Origin of the sequence: Lacticaseibacillus nasuensis JCM 17158 (assembly GCF_001434705.1) — a bacterium.
GTDB classification, from domain to species: Bacteria; Bacillota; Bacilli; order Lactobacillales; family Lactobacillaceae; genus Lacticaseibacillus; species Lacticaseibacillus nasuensis.
Window position 1 is genome coordinate 75,146 of record NZ_AZDJ01000003.1, and the last position, 16,316, is coordinate 91,461.

At 56.4% G+C, this 16,316-nt stretch carries 14 protein-coding genes; 8 read left to right on the plus strand and 6 right to left on the minus strand.

From position 1 onward, the window contains the following. Window positions 1-61: 61 nt before the first annotated feature. Together FD02_RS02115 and FD02_RS02120 are read left to right on the plus strand one after the other, a co-directional pair. Window positions 62-1,492 carry a hypothetical protein gene (locus FD02_RS02115; protein WP_056950058.1) on the plus strand — a complete coding sequence of 477 codons (1,431 nt, stop codon included), beginning with the start codon at window positions 62-64 and terminating at the stop codon, window positions 1,490-1,492. Further along, a complete protein-coding gene (locus tag FD02_RS02120) occupies window positions 1,489-2,502 on the plus strand; it encodes a mucin-binding protein (protein WP_054721319.1) in 1,014 nt (337 codons plus the stop codon). The genes FD02_RS02115 and FD02_RS02120 overlap by 4 nt, the downstream gene beginning before the upstream one ends. Before the next feature lie 39 nt (window positions 2,503-2,541). Here FD02_RS02120 and mnmG read toward each other — a convergent pair whose 3' ends face one another. The 6 genes from mnmG to rpmH all read right to left on the minus strand — a co-directional run bounded on the left by mnmG (window position 2,542) and on the right by rpmH (window position 8,207). After that, window positions 2,542-4,446 (minus strand): tRNA uridine-5-carboxymethylaminomethyl(34) synthesis enzyme MnmG, encoded by a 1,905-nt coding sequence (gene mnmG / locus FD02_RS02125; RefSeq protein WP_056950059.1) that lies wholly within the window; start codon window positions 4,444-4,446, stop codon window positions 2,542-2,544. Between the two features lie 9 nt (window positions 4,447-4,455). Beyond that, window positions 4,456-5,844 (minus strand): tRNA uridine-5-carboxymethylaminomethyl(34) synthesis GTPase MnmE, encoded by a 1,389-nt coding sequence (gene mnmE, locus FD02_RS02130; RefSeq protein ID WP_056950061.1) that lies wholly within the window; start codon window positions 5,842-5,844, stop codon window positions 4,456-4,458. A 152-nt stretch (window positions 5,845-5,996) separates the two neighbouring features. Then, a complete protein-coding gene (jag, locus tag FD02_RS02135) occupies window positions 5,997-6,719 on the minus strand; it encodes an RNA-binding cell elongation regulator Jag/EloR (RefSeq protein ID WP_056950063.1) in 723 nt (240 codons plus the stop codon). A gap of 12 nt (window positions 6,720-6,731) precedes the next feature. Further along, entirely contained in the window at window positions 6,732-7,562 is an 831-nt protein-coding gene (yidC, locus tag FD02_RS02140) for a membrane protein insertase YidC (RefSeq protein ID WP_056950325.1), read from the minus strand. An 11-nt stretch (window positions 7,563-7,573) separates the two neighbouring features. Further along, window positions 7,574-7,930, minus strand: a complete 357-nt coding sequence (rnpA, locus tag FD02_RS02145) for a ribonuclease P protein component (protein ID WP_056950065.1) — start codon at window positions 7,928-7,930, stop codon at window positions 7,574-7,576. A 136-nt stretch (window positions 7,931-8,066) separates the two neighbouring features. Further along, complete coding sequence (gene rpmH / locus FD02_RS02150; protein WP_003568442.1) at window positions 8,067-8,207, minus strand: 50S ribosomal protein L34; 141 nt, start codon at window positions 8,205-8,207, stop codon at window positions 8,067-8,069. A 535-nt stretch (window positions 8,208-8,742) separates the two neighbouring features. Between rpmH and dnaA the strand changes: the two genes are divergently transcribed. The 6 genes from dnaA to gyrB all read left to right on the plus strand — a co-directional run bounded on the left by dnaA (window position 8,743) and on the right by gyrB (window position 16,276). After that, window positions 8,743-10,086: a chromosomal replication initiator protein DnaA gene (dnaA, locus tag FD02_RS02155; RefSeq protein WP_056950067.1), complete on the plus strand. Its 1,344-nt coding sequence runs from the start codon at window positions 8,743-8,745 to the stop codon at window positions 10,084-10,086. A gap of 201 nt (window positions 10,087-10,287) precedes the next feature. Next, on the plus strand, window positions 10,288-11,427 hold the full coding sequence (gene dnaN / locus FD02_RS02160; protein ID WP_054721317.1) for a DNA polymerase III subunit beta: 1,140 nt from the start codon (window positions 10,288-10,290) through the stop codon (window positions 11,425-11,427). An 81-nt stretch (window positions 11,428-11,508) separates the two neighbouring features. Further along, complete coding sequence (locus tag FD02_RS02165) at window positions 11,509-12,744, plus strand: hypothetical protein (RefSeq protein ID WP_056950070.1); 1,236 nt, start codon at window positions 11,509-11,511, stop codon at window positions 12,742-12,744. Between the two features lie 225 nt (window positions 12,745-12,969). Then, the gene (yaaA, locus tag FD02_RS02170) at window positions 12,970-13,188 is read left to right on the plus strand and encodes a S4 domain-containing protein YaaA (protein WP_056950071.1); all 219 of its coding nucleotides are present in this window, start codon (window positions 12,970-12,972) and stop codon (window positions 13,186-13,188) included. Next, complete coding sequence (recF, locus tag FD02_RS02175) at window positions 13,185-14,300, plus strand: DNA replication/repair protein RecF (protein WP_054721312.1); 1,116 nt, start codon at window positions 13,185-13,187, stop codon at window positions 14,298-14,300. The genes yaaA and recF overlap by 4 nt, the downstream gene beginning before the upstream one ends. Before the next feature lie 20 nt (window positions 14,301-14,320). Next, a complete protein-coding gene (gene gyrB / locus FD02_RS02180) occupies window positions 14,321-16,276 on the plus strand; it encodes a DNA topoisomerase (ATP-hydrolyzing) subunit B (protein WP_054721310.1) in 1,956 nt (651 codons plus the stop codon). The last annotated feature ends 40 nt before the right edge of the window (window positions 16,277-16,316 follow it).

Below are 16,316 nucleotides of genomic sequence, written 5' to 3' on the forward strand. Positions count from 1 at the left end.
TCTTTTTCGTACAGCAGGTGCGCTACAATGTAATTAGCGTGATTAAAGCGGGGGAAGCCACATGGATTTTGACTATCTTTTTAATAAAAATGACGCGCTGACCTTAGCCGTCATTCGCCAACTCAATACCAATGCGACCAACACGATCACCAAGAACACCTTGATTGCCGAATACAATCTGACGGCTTATCAGCAGAATCGGCTGTTTGACGCAATCAACGCCGCCTTCCAAGCGGTTGGTGGTGAACCTCCTTGCTACCTGGAGGAAACCACTAAGGACCTTTGGCGTGCCCATCACCTGACGACTTATTGCGTTCAACAGGTGACGCTATGGCTGTTGGAACAAAGCGCCGCCTTTAAGGTGCTCAATTACTATTGCTTCGAATCCAATGCGCAAACCACGGCGGCGTATGCGAAGAATCATTACCTCACCGAGGCCGTGTTCTTTCGTCAAACCAAGGTGCTGAAGGCAAAATTCGGTGAAGACCTCGGTCGGGCTAATACAAAATTCAGTGAGTTCGAATTGCGCCAGTGGCTGTTTGGGCTGTATTACACGGTATACACCGGCATTGCCACGCCGTTCCCGGCACTGGCGGATCAGGTAGCACCTTATCTCAAGGCATGCATCCACATCATCGGCCATTCCTTGTTGCCAACTCAGCGCGTGAAGCTCACGACATTCATCAAGGTGTGGCTGTTGCGCCGCCGCAACGGCGACAACTTGCCGGCAACCCCGCGCCACTATACCGCGGGCGGTTACGACGCCTTAAGCGCAGCGCTCGAAACGGCTGGCGAGTCCCCAGTTCCTACCGCAGAATGCGACTATCTTTATCAATTTCTGGTCACGCAACACTACCTCGAGTTGCCAGCGGCGCAGTTACCGACGCTATTTCCATTGGCAGACGAATTGACTCGGCAGTTCATTGCACAACTGGCGCAAAGCAACGTGGCCACCTTGACTGAACCCATTTTGCGCGACCTCACTAGCCGGCTAATGCAGATTCACTTGCGCTTCACCACGTTCTATCTAGAGCCGACCACTTTCATCGCTGCGGACCAGGTCAGTTTCTTCGCCAACTTGTACCCTGAATTCGAAACCGTCATTACCAGATTTCTGAATGGTTTAAAGGCCCGACCAGAGTTCAATTTAAGCGAGAACATGCTGACGAATCTGTACTTTAGTGACATGTTCGCCTTGATCAATACCATTCCTAGCACCGCCTTAACGCAGGTCATTCAGATCTGTGTCGACTTCTCCGCAGGCGCGTTATATTCGGATTATGTCATGCGCAGCCTAGCTGCTTTCGGTCACGCTAACATTCGTGTCACCCAGAATCTGGACGCCAACACCGACATCTACATCGCCGACTTTCACGCCGACGATCTAACCATTCCTCAAGTAATTTGGCAAAATCCACCGACCCCACATGATTGGTCGCAACTTGCAGCCTTAATTCTGGACTGCACCCAGCAGAAAGGAGGCCGAGCATGACCACTAAGCGCTTCACCCTTACCCACCTGCTCCTATTATCCGTCACGACTTTGAGTCTCGCCGCCTGGGCAGCCCCAGCGCCTCAAGTACGCGCCGCCAAGGTTGCTAGCCGCGATACTCAGGCCACAGCCACTGTCCGGTACGTCGATGACGCCACCGGACGCATCGTCAAGGCAGAGCGCGTCACTGGCACGGTTGGGGGCGCTACGTCCTACACCATTACACCACCCGCAGGCTACCGGGTGGTTGGCGACTACCATACCGTCACCTTCCGCTTCACCTCTAGCACGCCAGGGACGATGACTTTTCACCTGATTAAGACAGCTAAAACACAGTCTCCTTTGCCTGCCACGAAACCAGCTACCAAACCTAAGAAGCCGGTTGTGGCCAAGGCAACCATCGCCTATGTCGACGACACCACGGGACGCGTAATCGATACCTTACCGGTCACCGGTACTGTGGGCCAAACAATCACCGTAACCTTACATGCGCCTGCTGGCTACCGGCTCGGCCGCGCAACGACTTTCACCTACACCTTCAGGCACGCTAATAATGAGCCCCTATCCATCAGTGTGTATCGACTGGGTACGCCGAAGCGGTCAACGCCCATTGCTACTGGTACCGTCACGGTACGCATCATTGATTTAGCGACAGGACATGTGCTTCGCCAGCAACAGTACCACGGCTCCATCGGTCACGCAGTACGCTTCGGTGCCACACCAATCCCGGCCGGTTACCAAGTGGTAATGGATGGACGCAAGGAGCCACGGCGCTATCTGCGCAGTCCCCAAACCGTCGACGTCGCCCTTCAACCCCTTTTGCCTACCGCACCAAAGCTCTCCGGCGCTTCCTTGCCTACTGAACCACCGATAACGCTGGATAAGAAGATTGTCATCCCGCATACCAACACTGGGCGTGGTCCCGGCGGTTCTGTAACTGCTTCAACAGAGCTCACCCTATTTTTTCTCAGCCTCTCCGGCACGATTAACCTTGGTGTGCCGGTGGATTAAAAAATGCGGCACTTCGTGTGAAGTGCCGCATTTTTAGATTTACCCGGCCTGCACCTTGGCGATGCGGCCTTGTTCGATATACACGGATAAAATCGCCACATCAGCTGGGTTCACGCCACTGATGCGCCCAGCCTGGGCGATGGTTTCTGGCTGAATCTTGGTCAGCTTCTGCCGCGCCTCGGTGGCCAACCCCGTGATGGCATTGTAGTCGATATTGGCCGGAATGCGCTTAGCCTCGAGCCGGCGCAGCTTGGCGATGCTGGCTTCTTCTTTGGCGATGTAGCCAGCATACTTGATTTGAATCGTGACCTGCTCGGTTACGCGATGATCCAACGGCTGTGGGGTAGGAATGAATTGCATCAAGTCCGCATAGCTCACCTCGGGCCGGCGCAGAAAATCGGCGGCCAGCACCCCGTCCTTTAATGGCGCAGCGCCTTGCGCCTCGAGCCACTCATTGACCTGACGTGGCGTCAGGCGCACTTGGTTGAGCCGCGCGAGTTCGGCCTCGATGGCAGCTCGCTTGGCTTCAAAGGCGGCATACCGAGCGTCATCGATCAGCCCCAACTCATGACCATAGGGGGTCAGGCGCAAATCGGCGTTGTCGTGGCGCAACAACAACCGGTACTCGGCGCGGCTGGTCAACAAACGATAAGGTTCGTTGGTGCCCTTGGTGACCAAATCATCGATGAGGACACCGATGTAGGCGTCCGACCGCTTCAGCGTGAAACCTGGCTTGCCCGCGGCACGCAACGCCGCGTTGATGCCGGCAATCAGCCCTTGGCCAGCGGCTTCTTCATAGCCGCTGGTACCGTTCATTTGCCCAGCGGTAAACAGGTTGGCAACGACCTTCGTTTCCAGCGTGTGGCGCAACTGCCAGGGTTCGATGACATCATATTCGATGGCATACCCCGGCCGCATCAGCTCTGCGTGTTCCAGCCCGGCAACGCTATGCAACATCTTGAGCTGCACCTCTTCGGGCATCGACGTGGAGAAATCGCCAACATAGTACTCGCTGGTGTCCTCTCCTTCCGGCTCGAGGAACAGCTGGTGGCGCGGCTTATCGGCAAAGCGGACGACCTTATCTTCAATCGACGGGCAGTAACGCGGCCCGATGCCCTTGATGACGCCAGAGAACATCGGCGCCCGGTCGAGATTGTCCCGGATAATCTGGTGGGTGGTGGCGTTGGTGTAGGTCATCCAGCAAGACAGCTGATCCAAGCGGTAGCGACTGTCTGGCGTGGTGAAGGAAAAATGATTCGGCGTTTTATCCCCAGGTTGCTTCTCGGTTTTGGCAAAATCGATGGTGCTGCCTTCGACCCGCGGTGGCGTCCCGGTTTTGAAACGGCGTAGCTTGAAGCCCAACTGCTCAAGGTCTTCGGACAAGTGGATGCTAGGCAGCGAGTTGTTCGGGCCGGAGCTATACATCAGCTCGCCGATGATGATCTTCCCGCGACTGCTGGTGCCGGCAGTGAGCACCACGCTTTTGGCGTGATACTGCGCCCCGGTGGCCGCCACCACACCAACACACACGCCGTCTTCAACCAACAGGCGCTCCACCAGCCCTTGGCGCAGATCCAGGTGCGGTTGCGCCTCGATGACCTGCTTCATGCTGCGGTGGTAGGCCGCCTTGTCGGCCTGGGCGCGCAAGGCGCGCACCGCCGGGCCCTTGCCGGTGTTCAACATCCGCATTTGAATGTAGGTGCGGTCGATGTTCTTCCCCATTTCGCCACCAAGCGCGTCGATTTCTCGCACAACGGTGCCCTTGGCCGGCCCGCCCACACTCGGGTTGCAGGGCATAAACGCCAGCATCTCGAGGCTAATGGTGATGAGCAAGGTCTCTTGCCCCATGCGGGCGGCGGCTAGCGCCGCCTCGCAACCGGCGTGGCCGGCGCCGACGACGATGACATCATAGGTTTTTGCAGGGTATTCCTGAACTGTTGGCATGAGCACTCCTTACTTGCCGAGGCAAAACTGACTGAATAACTGGGTAATTAACTCGTCCGGGGCGGCGTCGCCGGTGATTTCACCGAGCTGGTCCCAAGCGGCGGTCATATCGATCTGCACGAGGTCGATGGGCATCCCCGCGTGGATACCGTCGATGACGCTGTGCAAACTGGTTTGCGCTTGCCGCAGCAAATCGGCTTGGCGGGCGTTGGCCACCATCACCTGGGTTTGACTGTTGGTGACACCGGTGTTGAATAGTTGCGCAATTCGTGAAGCTAACGGCGCTAAGCCGACGCTGCTCGTGGCGGTGGTTTCTAGCCACTCCGCCTGTGGCACCAACTGGGCCAGCTCGGTGCGGTCGAGTTGAGCCGGCAGATCTTGCTTATTCAACACGACGATCCGCCGCTTCGTTTGCGTCAACGCAATCAATTCGCGGTCGTCTGCCGTCAGCGGTTGGCTGGCGTCGAGCACCAGTAGCACCAAGTCGGCGGCGGTTAGCGCCTGTTTGGACCGAGCCACGCCAATTTTTTCCACCTTGTCGGCGGTGTCTCGAATGCCGGCGGTGTCGACCAGCTTTAGCGGCACCCCTTGGACATTCACGTATTCCTCGAGCACGTCGCGCGTGGTCCCGGCAACATCGGTGACGATGGCCTTGTCCTCATGTAACAGGCGATTGAGAATCGACGACTTGCCGACATTCGGCCGGCCGATGATGGCCGTGGCGAGGCCTTCCCGAAGCACCTTGCCGGTCGTTGCCGTCGCCAGCAAGGCGTCCACTCGGGTCAACACCGCCTGCGCTTTGGCCAACATCAGCTTGGTAGTGAGCTCGTCGGTATCGTACTCCGGGTAGTCGATGTTCACCTCGACTTGCGCCAACACCTCCAGGATGTCTTGGCGCAAGGTGGTAATCAGCTTGCGCAAGTCGCCATCCAGCGTGTTTTCGGCCACCTGCATCGCCCGGTCGGTTTTGGCGCGGATGATGTCCATCACGGATTCGGCCTGGGTCAAGTCGATACGCCCGTTCAAAAACGCGCGCTTGGTGAATTCTCCGGGCTCGGCCAGTCGCGCCCCGGCCTGCAAAACGATTTGCAAAATTCGGTTGGTGGCGACGATGCCGCCGTGACAATTGATCTCGATGACGTCTTCGCGGGTAAAGGTCTTCGGCGCCCGCATCACGCTGACCATCACCTCGTCGACGACTTGCCGATTGGCCGGGTCAATGATGTGCCCGTAATGAATCGTGTGGCTGGCGACTTGCGTTAAGTCGGCACCGCGAAACACAGCGTTAGCGGTGGCCACAGCCGTCGCCCCAGACAGGCGCACAATGGCGATGGCCCCTTCGCCAGGTGGGGTGGAAATCGCGGCGATGGTTTCAGCTGCAGTAACGGTTTCAGGCATGAGTTCCTCCTTGGGGCGGCGAGAGCCGCGGCCTAATCAACAAAAAAAGCGCACCATCCACTTCGCCCCTGTATGGGCTGAAATGGACAAAGCACTTTGACTACTTCATCGGGATTTAACTGAGGCCATCTTACTAAAAGTAGCTGGCCATGTCAAAAGTTGTGGTGTGGTCGCGGCGTCACCACGACGTACCGGCGGGGATCGGTGCCTTCGGAGTGCGTCTGCACATAGGCGCTGTCTGCCAGCGCGGCATGAATCGCCTTGCGCTCAAACGATGGCATCGGGTCGAGGTATACGCTGCGTCCTGAGGCCAACACTTCGCGGGCGGAGCGCTCGGCCAGCCGCGTCACGGCAGCTTCTCGGCGTTCACGATAGTCCCCAACGTTGAGCATGATCGTCCACTTGCTGCGACCATAATGATTGAACTCGGTTTGCGCCAGAAATTGAATCGCGTTGATGATCTTGCCGTGCTTGCCGATGAGAAACGCTTCGTTCTCGGTAGCAAGCTGGAACCAGACCTGATCGCGCCGCTTCTCGTTGGTGATTACGGTTGGCACCCCCAGCGCGGCGGTGATGTCTTCTAAATAACTTTGCACCATCGCGATGCCGGTTTTGTCATCCCGCTTTGGCCCGTCTTCGCGAGCCGGCAGGTGTGGATGCGGCAGGTGCACCCGACTTTCCTTGGCCGGTGGAGCCGGCGTGGGGTCGGGTTCGACGACTTGCAGGTTGACAATGGCCGCCTTGCGCCCAATGCCCAGCAGGCCTTTTTTGCCTTCTTGAATCACGTCGACCGTCACGGCCGACCGGGCGACACCGAGCGAGGCTAACCCGGCATCGATGGCTTTTTGAATCGTGGCCCCTTGAAAGGTTGGCATACTCGGCTCCTCCTACTTCTTCAACGCCCGCTTATAGGCCTTGCGTAAAGCTTTTTGCCGCGCTTTTTCGGCCGCGGCCTTGGCGTCGCGCTCCCGCTTGAGCTTGAATGGGTTCTGGATCAAGAAGGTCTGGGCCAGGGAAAAGGCGTTGGTGACCACCCAGTAAATCGAAATCGCGCTGGGCATCGTGAAGGCGATGGCTAAAATCATGATTGGCGATACCGCCACCATGATCCAACTCGTCGCCGTGCGTTGCGGCTGCGCCAACGTCGAGGTCAAGGTCGTCAACGCGGTGAAAATCGCCGCGAGAATCGGCAGGATGAACAGCGGGTCAGGCTTGGCCAGGTTCATCCATAAAAACGTCCCTTGCTTCAACGCGTCCGTGCGGGCAATCGCCTGGTACAAGGCGAACAGGAACGGCATCTGGACCAACAGCGGCAGGCACCCCATCAATGGGTTGATGCCGTTATCGGCGTACAGCTTCTGCGTTGCCTCTTGCAGCTTCCGTTGCGTCTCCGTGTCCTTGCTGCTGTATTGCTTTTGCAGCTCCTTGAGCTGTGGGGCTAGTTCCTGCTGCTTGCCCATGCTCTTGATCTGCATGTAGCTTAGCGGGAAGATGACGACTCGGATCAGCAGCGTGAAGACGATGATGCCGACGCCGGGGTTGCCCCCGAACAACTTGGCAAGCCACAAGATGAACAGCGCGGCGTTATAAATGACGTAGCGGTCCCACCAGTTCGTGCTACTTTGCGTCACGGTACTGGTCCCACAGGCGGCCAACAACAACATCATGGTGATGAGGCCACCGCCGAGCAAGATACGTTTCGTTCGTTTACTCAAAATCATTCCCCTTATCAGACTTCTTCGATGTGATCTTGCAATAACCCCGCCAGGTGCAAGGCGTGGCGCAAGTTGCGGCGGGTGCCGGCCATATCTAACCGACTGGCCCCCTTGCGCGCAATCACGAGAAAATCGGCGTGCGGATTCAATTCTGGCTTAGCCTCGAGCAACGTTTGGCGAATGTAGCGCTTGATCTGGTTACGCATCACCGCGGTGTGGCCGATTTTCTTGCCGACCGAAATGCCGACGCGAAAATGCGGCTGCTCTCGCTGCAGGTAATAAATCACGAAGTTCCGGTTCGCCACGGACTGGCCGTGATCAAAAACTGCTTGGAACTCGGCTTCTTTTTTGATTCGGTAAGATTTTCGCACGCAAACTCCCTCACAATCTGAGTTTTAGTATACAAGAAACACCGGCCAGACGCGAGGGGGCGACACCACTTTATAGGTAGAAACGACGCGTGGTCTTGATTTGCAAAAAAAAACCACTGACGCGGTCAGTGGGTAATTAGGCGGATAAGACTTTGCGGCCCTTAGCACGGCGACGTGCTAAAACTTTACGGCCGTTCTTAGTGCTCATGCGCTTCATGAAGCCGTGTACGCGTTCGCGATGGCGCTTCTTTGGTTGGAAAGTACGCTTGGTAGTCATAACGACACCTCCTATGACTTAGTCTATTTATGAATCGCTGCTTTCACTTATCAAACATCTTCCCATTATACGGACGACCCGGGCTAGCGTCAAGCGGTTTTCATAATTTCTCCCGGCAGCCGAGGCCGATAGCTGTGCGTCATTGGGGATGAGCTGTGGATAACCTGTGCACAGTACCCCTTTGAATCCAGGGGTTTTTCCGCGCTATCCTCAAGTTATCCGGAAATCCCCAAGGCCGGAATAACTTATCCACAGTCCGTGAATCGCTTGTGGCTAACTCGTGAAACATGCATAGTAATAGGCTTCCCGTTTCACACCCGCGTGTGGATAACTGGTGGAAAACCCGCTAGCCCGCGGTTTTCTCCCCGGCCATGTGAACAAGTTTTCCCCCGGGTCGTGGACAGCCGCTTTTTTTGGTCCCCAAGGTGTGGAAAACTGCTGAAGCTGTGGAAAACTCTTGGTCAAAATGCTAAACTTAACTTCGTTCTCGCCTGCATGGCGTGACAGTTTTTTTCTGGGAAGCGGAGGAGTTAACGTGACGAACATCGACGATTTGTGGGCTTTTATCCAGGACAAGTTCCACGAAACCCTGACGGATGTCAGCTATAACACCTGGATTGCGGCGGCCAAACCCATTAGCCTGACCGCCACGACATTAACCATCGGCGTGCCCAGTCCGCTGCACCTCGAATACTGGAATTCTAAACTGGTAACCAAGGTGGTGGCCTGGTCCTACGAATTCGCCAACCTCGAGATTACGCCGAAGGTCCAACAAATCGGTGCGGCCGATCCGGCCCCTGACGCTGAAGCGGGCCCCCGCCCTACTGCGCCGGTACCCACCTTTAAAGAGAAAACCCACCTCAACAGTCGCTACACCTTTGACACCTTCGTCACTGGGAAAGGCAATCAAATGGCCCATGCGGCGGCGTTAGTCGTCTCCGAAGAGCCCGGCGTGCTGTACAATCCGCTATTTCTTTATGGCGGCGTGGGTCTCGGCAAAACCCACCTGATGCAAGCCATCGGCCACCAGTTGCTGGCCTACAACCCGAGTGCCAACGTCAAGTACGTCACCAGCGAAGCCTTCACCAATGATTTCATCAACTCGATTCAAACCAAAACGGCGGAGCAATTTCGGCAAGAGTACCGCAACGTGGACTTACTGCTTGTCGACGACATCCAGTTCCTCGCCGACAAGGAAAGCACGCAAGAAGAGTTCTTCCATACCTTCAACGCCTTATATGAAGAGAAGAAACAAATTGTGCTCACTTCCGATCGCCTCCCCAACGAGATTCCCAAGCTACAAGAGCGCTTGGTGTCACGCTTTAAATGGGGCCTGTCCGTCGACATCACCCCGCCGGATCTCGAAACGCGCATTGCGATTTTGCGCAACAAGGCCGACGCCGAACAACTCTCGATTCCAGACGACACTTTGTCTTACATCGCGGGCCAAATCGATAGTAACGTCCGCGAACTGGAAGGCGCGCTTGTGCGCGTGCAGGCTTTCTCCACCACCAAGCGCACCGACATCACCACTAGCCTGGCCGCCGATGCGCTGAAGGGCCTGAAGCTCGACAGCCACGACGCCACCTTGTCAATCGGCGAGATTCAAGCCGTCGTCGCGAAGTATTACCAAATCAGCGTCAGCGATTTGAAAGGGAAAAAGCGCGTGAAGCAAATCGTTGTGCCCCGGCAGATTGCCATGTACCTGGCCCGGGAAATGACCGACAGCTCGTTGCCGAAGATTGGGCAGGCGTTTGGCGGCAAGGATCACACGACCGTCATTCACGCGCACGAAAAAATCGCCAGCGACTTGGATCACGATGATGCGCTCAAGGCCGCTGTCGTCGAGTTGAAAAACCGGCTGCAAAATCGCGGCTAACGCGTTGTGAATAACTCGCAAAATCCGGCGGCAGTTATCCCACTGCTTATCCACAGGTGGATAACTTAACTTGCCGCTGTTTCACTGGTTTTCCACAGAATTCCCAGGCCCTACTACTACGACTCTTAAAAGCTTAAAATATATAATAGCGGCGCAAAGCGACCGACTATCAATCACGTGTGCGTTCACTGGAGGTGCAGCATGAAATTCACGATTACTCGCAATACATTCATCAAGGCCCTAAATGACGTTTCTCGCGCCATTTCAACGAAAACCACCATTCCAATTCTCACCGGATTACGGCTGGTGCTGACCGAATCGGCACTGGTGCTGACTGGCAGCGATGCGGATATCTCCATCGAAGTCCGGATCGATGCCAATAGTGAAACCAACGATCTGCAAATCGAATCGACGGGGAGCATCGTGTTGCCTGCGCGAATCTTTACCGAAGTCGTCAAGCGGTTGCCTGATGCGCGGATGACGCTGGACGTTCAGGAGAACTTCCAAACCGTGTTGACCTCAGGTTCGGCTGAATTCACGATTAATGGCCTCGACGCCAACAACTATCCGCGTCTACCGGAAATCGGGGCCGATCAGGCCATGACCGTGCCGGCTGATGTGTTGCAACAGCTTATCAACCAAACCGTCATCGCGGTATCCAACCAAGAGTCCCGGCCGATTCTGACCGGGGTGCACCTGACGATTGGTAATGGCCAACTCGTCGCAGTCGCCACCGATTCGCACCGCTTGGCCCAGCGCACCTTGGAGCTGGCCGCAGCGGCAGATGCCGACTACGACGTCATCATTCCCGGCAAGAGCTTGGCCGAGTTGAGCCACACGCTCTCGCCCGACGTCGACAACGTTGAGATTCGCTTCACCGACAATCAGGTGTTATTCATCGCGGGCGACTTGTCATTTTATTCTCGGCTGTTGGAAGGCAACTATCCTGATACGACGCGCTTGATTCCAACGAGCAGCACGACGACGATTCGCTTCGATGCCCCGGCGTTACTCGCAGCGATTCAGCGCGCGAGCTTGATGAGTCACCAAAGCACCAACAACGTCGTGCGCCTGAGCTTGGACACCGCCGCCCAAACCGCAACGATTTTCGGGAACTCTCCAGACGTTGGGAACGTTGAAGAAGCGCTGCAGTTTAACGACCTCACCGGCGATAACTTGGACATTTCGTTCAATCCAGACTACATGAAGGATGCCTTGCAAAGCCTTGGCCAAACCGAAGTTGAGGTTGCCTTCACCGCCCCGCTTCGACCGTTTACTCTGGTCCCATCAGCAGATCAAGCGCATTTCATCCAGCTGATCACCCCAGTGAGAACGTTCTAGGAACAATTGCGCAACCGTCACGATGCCGTGGCGGTTTTTTTATGCTTCAAGGCGAAATCTCCTGAAAAAGGAGGAAGTGCCATGCGCTGGTATTGGTGGCTGATTTTGGTGGTTTGGTGGTGGCCGGGGCAGGTCGTGCAGGCCGAGATTGAATTGGGACTGGACCCGACGAAAGATAGCCCGGTGGTGGTGGCGGTCCCGCCGCCGGTGGTTGGAGCCAAGATCGGTGACAGGATTCAGTTGCCGTTTCTGGTCGAGCAGTGGGACAGATCTAGACCGGTTCTACTTTCGGAGTTACCATCCAAACAACCTCGTGTGACCGGAACGATTCAACGGGAGAATGGCACAGAGCTGTTTATTCCTAGAACGGTTTGGGGTAATGCGGGGGTAGACTTGAACGTGAGCGAGTTGCCCCTGGTGGTGAAGACAACCTTTCTTTTCTCTGAGACCGTGCAATACAGTGTGACCACTAAGATTGTCGCGTATCCCACTAATCTACAATCGATTGAACTGAATCCGGCGCAAGTCGACTTGTCGGCACCTGAAGGATTTACCTTAACGAACACCTCTCCCGAAGTCCCTGGCGTGGAGTTGGTCAATGGGAGCTTGGGCCGGACTTTAAGGACAGTCGTCGATTTTTTTAATTCGGGTGACTCCGACCCGAAAGACCCTCTTGATTTATTACATCCAGACCAACACATTAACGTCAACCAATTACCTCCCGTTACCGCCACGCCAGGCCAATCTGTGACACTTGCCCCTTACCGGCACCGGCCAGCTGCCCCGGGGGTAACGGTGAGGACTCTGGCCTCAATCGCCGGGAAAGACGTTATCGGTGAGGTGAACCAGCCAGAGGTGACGATTACAGCGCCATCTGTTCCGGGTGTTTATGACTATACACTGAAGCTGGAATATGAAAACGCATCGACGAAGAACTCGGCAACGTTTGTTAGTGGTAAAGGCATCCTTACGGTTAACGCGCTTGCGCCGCTAACCGCGCCGCTACTTTCCTGGTCAACACTCCCGTTATCGACCTTGGCGACCACGGGTGCGAAGCTCCAGTTGCCGCCGGGCTGGCTACCCGTGGTGGCCCCAGGTGAGCAGCTGGTCATCACCGTGGGCGTGGTGAGCGGTCCGGCTGTGATGGTCGTCCAGCTGGTCAGTGGCGCCTTGATCATTCCCATGGGCACGACGCAGACGGTGACGGCGGCGCAGGCGACCAGTGGCGAGTGGCAGCTGAATATTTTACCGAATAATCGACTGGTTCCCGGCCTTTATCGTGGGGTATTGCAGGTTACCGTCATTCGTGGCCCGTAAACCGGAAAAATGACCGAAAAAAACGACGCAATGAGATTAAACGGCGAAATCAGCTGATTTCGCCGTTTTTGAGTGTTTGCGATACAGGGGGGCGACTATGGCTTAAATCGGCTTAAAACGCGCATAAATGCGAAGCTAAATTGTTTTCACTGGTCAAAACCGGTATAATAACGAGGTAATACATTCGCGGATTCTGCGCAACTGAGCGAGAAAGTAGAGGCAACCATGGCGACGATCACACTAACCGATGACTACATCACGCTGGGCCAGGTACTCAAGGAAGTCGGCGCAATTGATTCCGGCGGTCAGGCCAAGTGGTACCTGGCTGATCACCCGGTGACCTTGAATGGCGAACTCGAGGCCCGGCGCGGCAAAAAATTACGCGCAGGCGACGCGGTGACGCTGGCTGACGGCACCACCGTCACCATCGCCGCTCGCCAATGAAGCTCACGCACCTCGCGCTGCGCAGTTATCGGAACTACGAGCAGGTTGCTGTCGATTTTTCCCCGCACATCAACATCCTGATTGGTGAAAATGCGCAGGGTAAAACCAATCTGCTTGAGGCCATCTATGTCCTCGCCTTGGCGCGGTCGCATCGCACGAATAACGACCGGGAGCTAATTCAGTTCGGCGCCGATTTTGCCCGCATCAGCGGGACGGTCACGCGCGCCAGCGGTGACAGCCTGTTGGAGCTAATCATCAGCACGCAAGGCAAGCGCGCGCGGGTCGATCGCCTCGAGCAGCCGAAGCTGTCGCAGTACCTTGGACGGCTCAACGTCGTGTTATTTGCCCCAGAGGATCTCGCCATCGTGAAGGGCAGCCCGGCAAATCGCCGGCGCTTCATCGACATGGAATTTGGCCAAATGAGCGCCAAGTACCTTTACAACCTGACGCAGTACCGCACGATGCTTCGCCAGCGCAACGCGTACTTGCGCCAGTTGAAGTTTCATCAGGCCAAAGACCGCGTGTTTCTCGACGTGCTGAGTGACCAGCTGGCCGCGTTTGGCGCCGAAATCGTCACTGCGCGCACTGCGCTGTTGGCGAAGATGGCGACGTATGCCTCGACGATTCACGGCGACATCACCAAGGACCGCGAAGCGCTGAGCTTCAGCTACCAAAGCCAGGTCCCGGAAGCCGCCCGTGGAGATACCGAGGCCGCATATGCGGCGCTTGGCGAGTTATTCGCCAGCCACCAGGCGCGCGAAATCGAGCAAGGGACGACCTTGGTCGGCCCGCACCGTGACGACGTGGTGTTTCTGGTCAATGGCAAAAACGTCGCCAACTTCGGCAGCCAAGGCCAGCAGCGCACCACGGCGTTGGCGGTGAAGCTCGCCGAAATCGACTTGATGAAGGCACAAACCGGTGAATACCCGGTGTTGTTGCTAGATGACGTGCTGTCGGAACTCGACGACGCGCGGCAAACGCATTTGCTCAAGGCGATTCAAAATAAAGTTCAAACCTTTCTGACAACCACCAGCCTGGACGGCATCGCCCAAGAGCTGATCGACTCGCCAGCGGTGTTCCGGGTTCAAGCCGGTGCACTGACCGCAGAATAAGTGTTTATGAGGAGGCACCCATGACTGATCAAGAAAAAGCCTTAGAGGCCAAAGAAGAAAAGGCGGCAGAATATGACGCCAGCCAGATTCAAGTCCTCGAAGGGCTCGAGGCCGTGCGTAAGCGGCCGGGGATGTACATCGGCTCCACAAGCACCCAAGGCCTGCACCACCTGGTGTGGGAAATCATCGACAACGGGATTGATGAGGCGTTAGCTGGGTTTGCCAGCGAGATCAACGTCACGGTCGAACCTGACAACTCGGTTACCGTTATCGATGATGGGCGCGGGATTCCGGTCGACATCCAAAAGAAAACCGGGCGGCCAGCCTTGGAAACCGTCTTTACGATTCTGCACGCCGGTGGCAAGTTCGGCGGTGGCGGCTACAAGGTCTCCGGTGGCCTGCATGGGGTCGGCGCCTCGGTCGTCAACGCCTTGTCTACCGAATTAGACGCCGTGGTCACCCGCGGTGGCAAGCGGTACTACATCGATTTCACCCGGGGCAAGGTGAAGACGCCGATGAAGGTGATTGGGGATGCTCCGGAACACGAGCACGGCACCAAGGTTCACTTTGTGCCGGATCCGGATATCTTCACCGAAACCACCGTGTACGATGATAAGATCCTGACCCAGCGTATCCGCGAGCTGGCCTTTTTGAACAAGGGGCTCAAGCTGACCTTTACCGACAAGCGGGCCGATACCGCCGAGAAGCTGGTGTTCCACTACGAGGGGGGGATTCGTGAATACGTCGAGTTCCTCGACCGCAAGAAGGAAAACCTGCTGAAGGAGCCGATTTACGTTGAGGGCCAAGCCAAGGGCATCACGGTTGAAGTGTCGCTGCAATATACGACCAACGGCTTTAACACCACGCTGATGACTTTTGCCAACAACATTCACACCTATGAAGGCGGGACCCACGAAACGGGCTTCAAGACCGCGCTGACCCGCGTGATCAACGACTACGCCCGCAAGTCCGGGGCGTTGAAGGAGAGCGACGAGGCGCTGTCTGGTGAAGACGTGCGCGAAGGCATGACTGCCGTCGTTTCCGTGAAGCACCCGGATCCGCAGTTTGAAGGCCAAACCAAGACCAAGCTCGGTAATGCCGACGCCCGCACGGTGACGGATCGCACCTTCTCTGAGCACTTGAACAAGTACTTGATGGAGCACCCCACCGAGGCCCGGCAAATCGTCGATAAGGCGATGTTGGCCAACAAGGCGCGGGCTGCTGCCAAGCGGGCGCGAGAAGTGACGCGCAAGAAGTCTGGCCTTGAAATCTCCAATCTCCCCGGCAAGCTGGCGGATAATTCCAGCAAGGATCCGGAAATCTCCGAGTTGTTCATCGTCGAAGGGGATTCCGCCGGCGGTTCCGCCAAGTCCGGCCGGTCTCGACTGACCCAGGCAATCTTGCCGATTCGTGGGAAGATTTTGAACGTCGAAAAGGCCAGCATGGAACGCATCTTGGCCAACGAAGAAATTCGCACGTTGTTCACGGCCATGGGCACCGGGTTTGGCGAGGAATTTGACGTCAAAAAGGCGCGCTACCACAAGCTCATCATTATGACCGATGCCGATGTCGACGGCGCCCACATTCGGACGCTGTTGTTGACCCTGATTTATCGCTACATGCGGCCGTTGTTGGACGCTGGGTTTGTCTACATCGCCCAGCCGCCTCTGTATCGGGTGCGTCAAGGCAAGATGATGCGCTATATCGATTCCGATGAAGAGCTGACCGAGGTCTTAGGCACCTTGCAACCGAGCCCGAAGCCGGAGATTCAACGGTACAAGGGGCTTGGGGAAATGGACGCGTCGCAGCTGTGGGAAACTACCATGGATCCGGAGAAACGCCGCTTGTTGCGCGTATCGCCAGAAGACGCCGAAGCCGCCGATGGCATTTTTGAAATGCTGATGGGCGATAAAGTCGAACCGCGCCGGAAATTCATCGAGGAAAACGCGAAGTACGTGGAGAACTTGGATGCGTAATTCGCGCTGATGGGGGTTGGCGCCAGCGTCAGCGCTTCAT

Bases quoted from the DNA above. Each gene is read 5' to 3' on its own strand.
- mnmG (WP_056950059.1), bottom strand. From the start codon at position 4,446: ATGCCAACAGTTCAGGAATACCCTGCAAAAACCTATGATGTCATCGTC.
- FD02_RS02120 (WP_054721319.1), top strand. From the start codon at position 1,489: ATGACCACTAAGCGCTTCACCCTTACCCACCTGCTCCTATTATCCGTC.
- jag (WP_056950063.1), bottom strand. From the start codon at position 6,719: ATGCCAACCTTTCAAGGGGCCACGATTCAAAAAGCCATCGATGCCGGG.
- rpmH (WP_003568442.1), bottom strand. From the start codon at position 8,207: ATGACTACCAAGCGTACTTTCCAACCAAAGAAGCGCCATCGCGAACGC.
- FD02_RS02165 (WP_056950070.1), top strand. From the start codon at position 11,509: ATGCGCTGGTATTGGTGGCTGATTTTGGTGGTTTGGTGGTGGCCGGGG.
- mnmE (WP_056950061.1), bottom strand. From the start codon at position 5,844: ATGCCTGAAACCGTTACTGCAGCTGAAACCATCGCCGCGATTTCCACC.
- FD02_RS02115 (WP_056950058.1), top strand. From the start codon at position 62: ATGGATTTTGACTATCTTTTTAATAAAAATGACGCGCTGACCTTAGCC.
- gyrB (WP_054721310.1), top strand. From the start codon at position 14,321: ATGACTGATCAAGAAAAAGCCTTAGAGGCCAAAGAAGAAAAGGCGGCA.
- dnaN (WP_054721317.1), top strand. From the start codon at position 10,288: ATGAAATTCACGATTACTCGCAATACATTCATCAAGGCCCTAAATGAC.
- recF (WP_054721312.1), top strand. From the start codon at position 13,185: ATGAAGCTCACGCACCTCGCGCTGCGCAGTTATCGGAACTACGAGCAG.
- yaaA (WP_056950071.1), top strand. From the start codon at position 12,970: ATGGCGACGATCACACTAACCGATGACTACATCACGCTGGGCCAGGTA.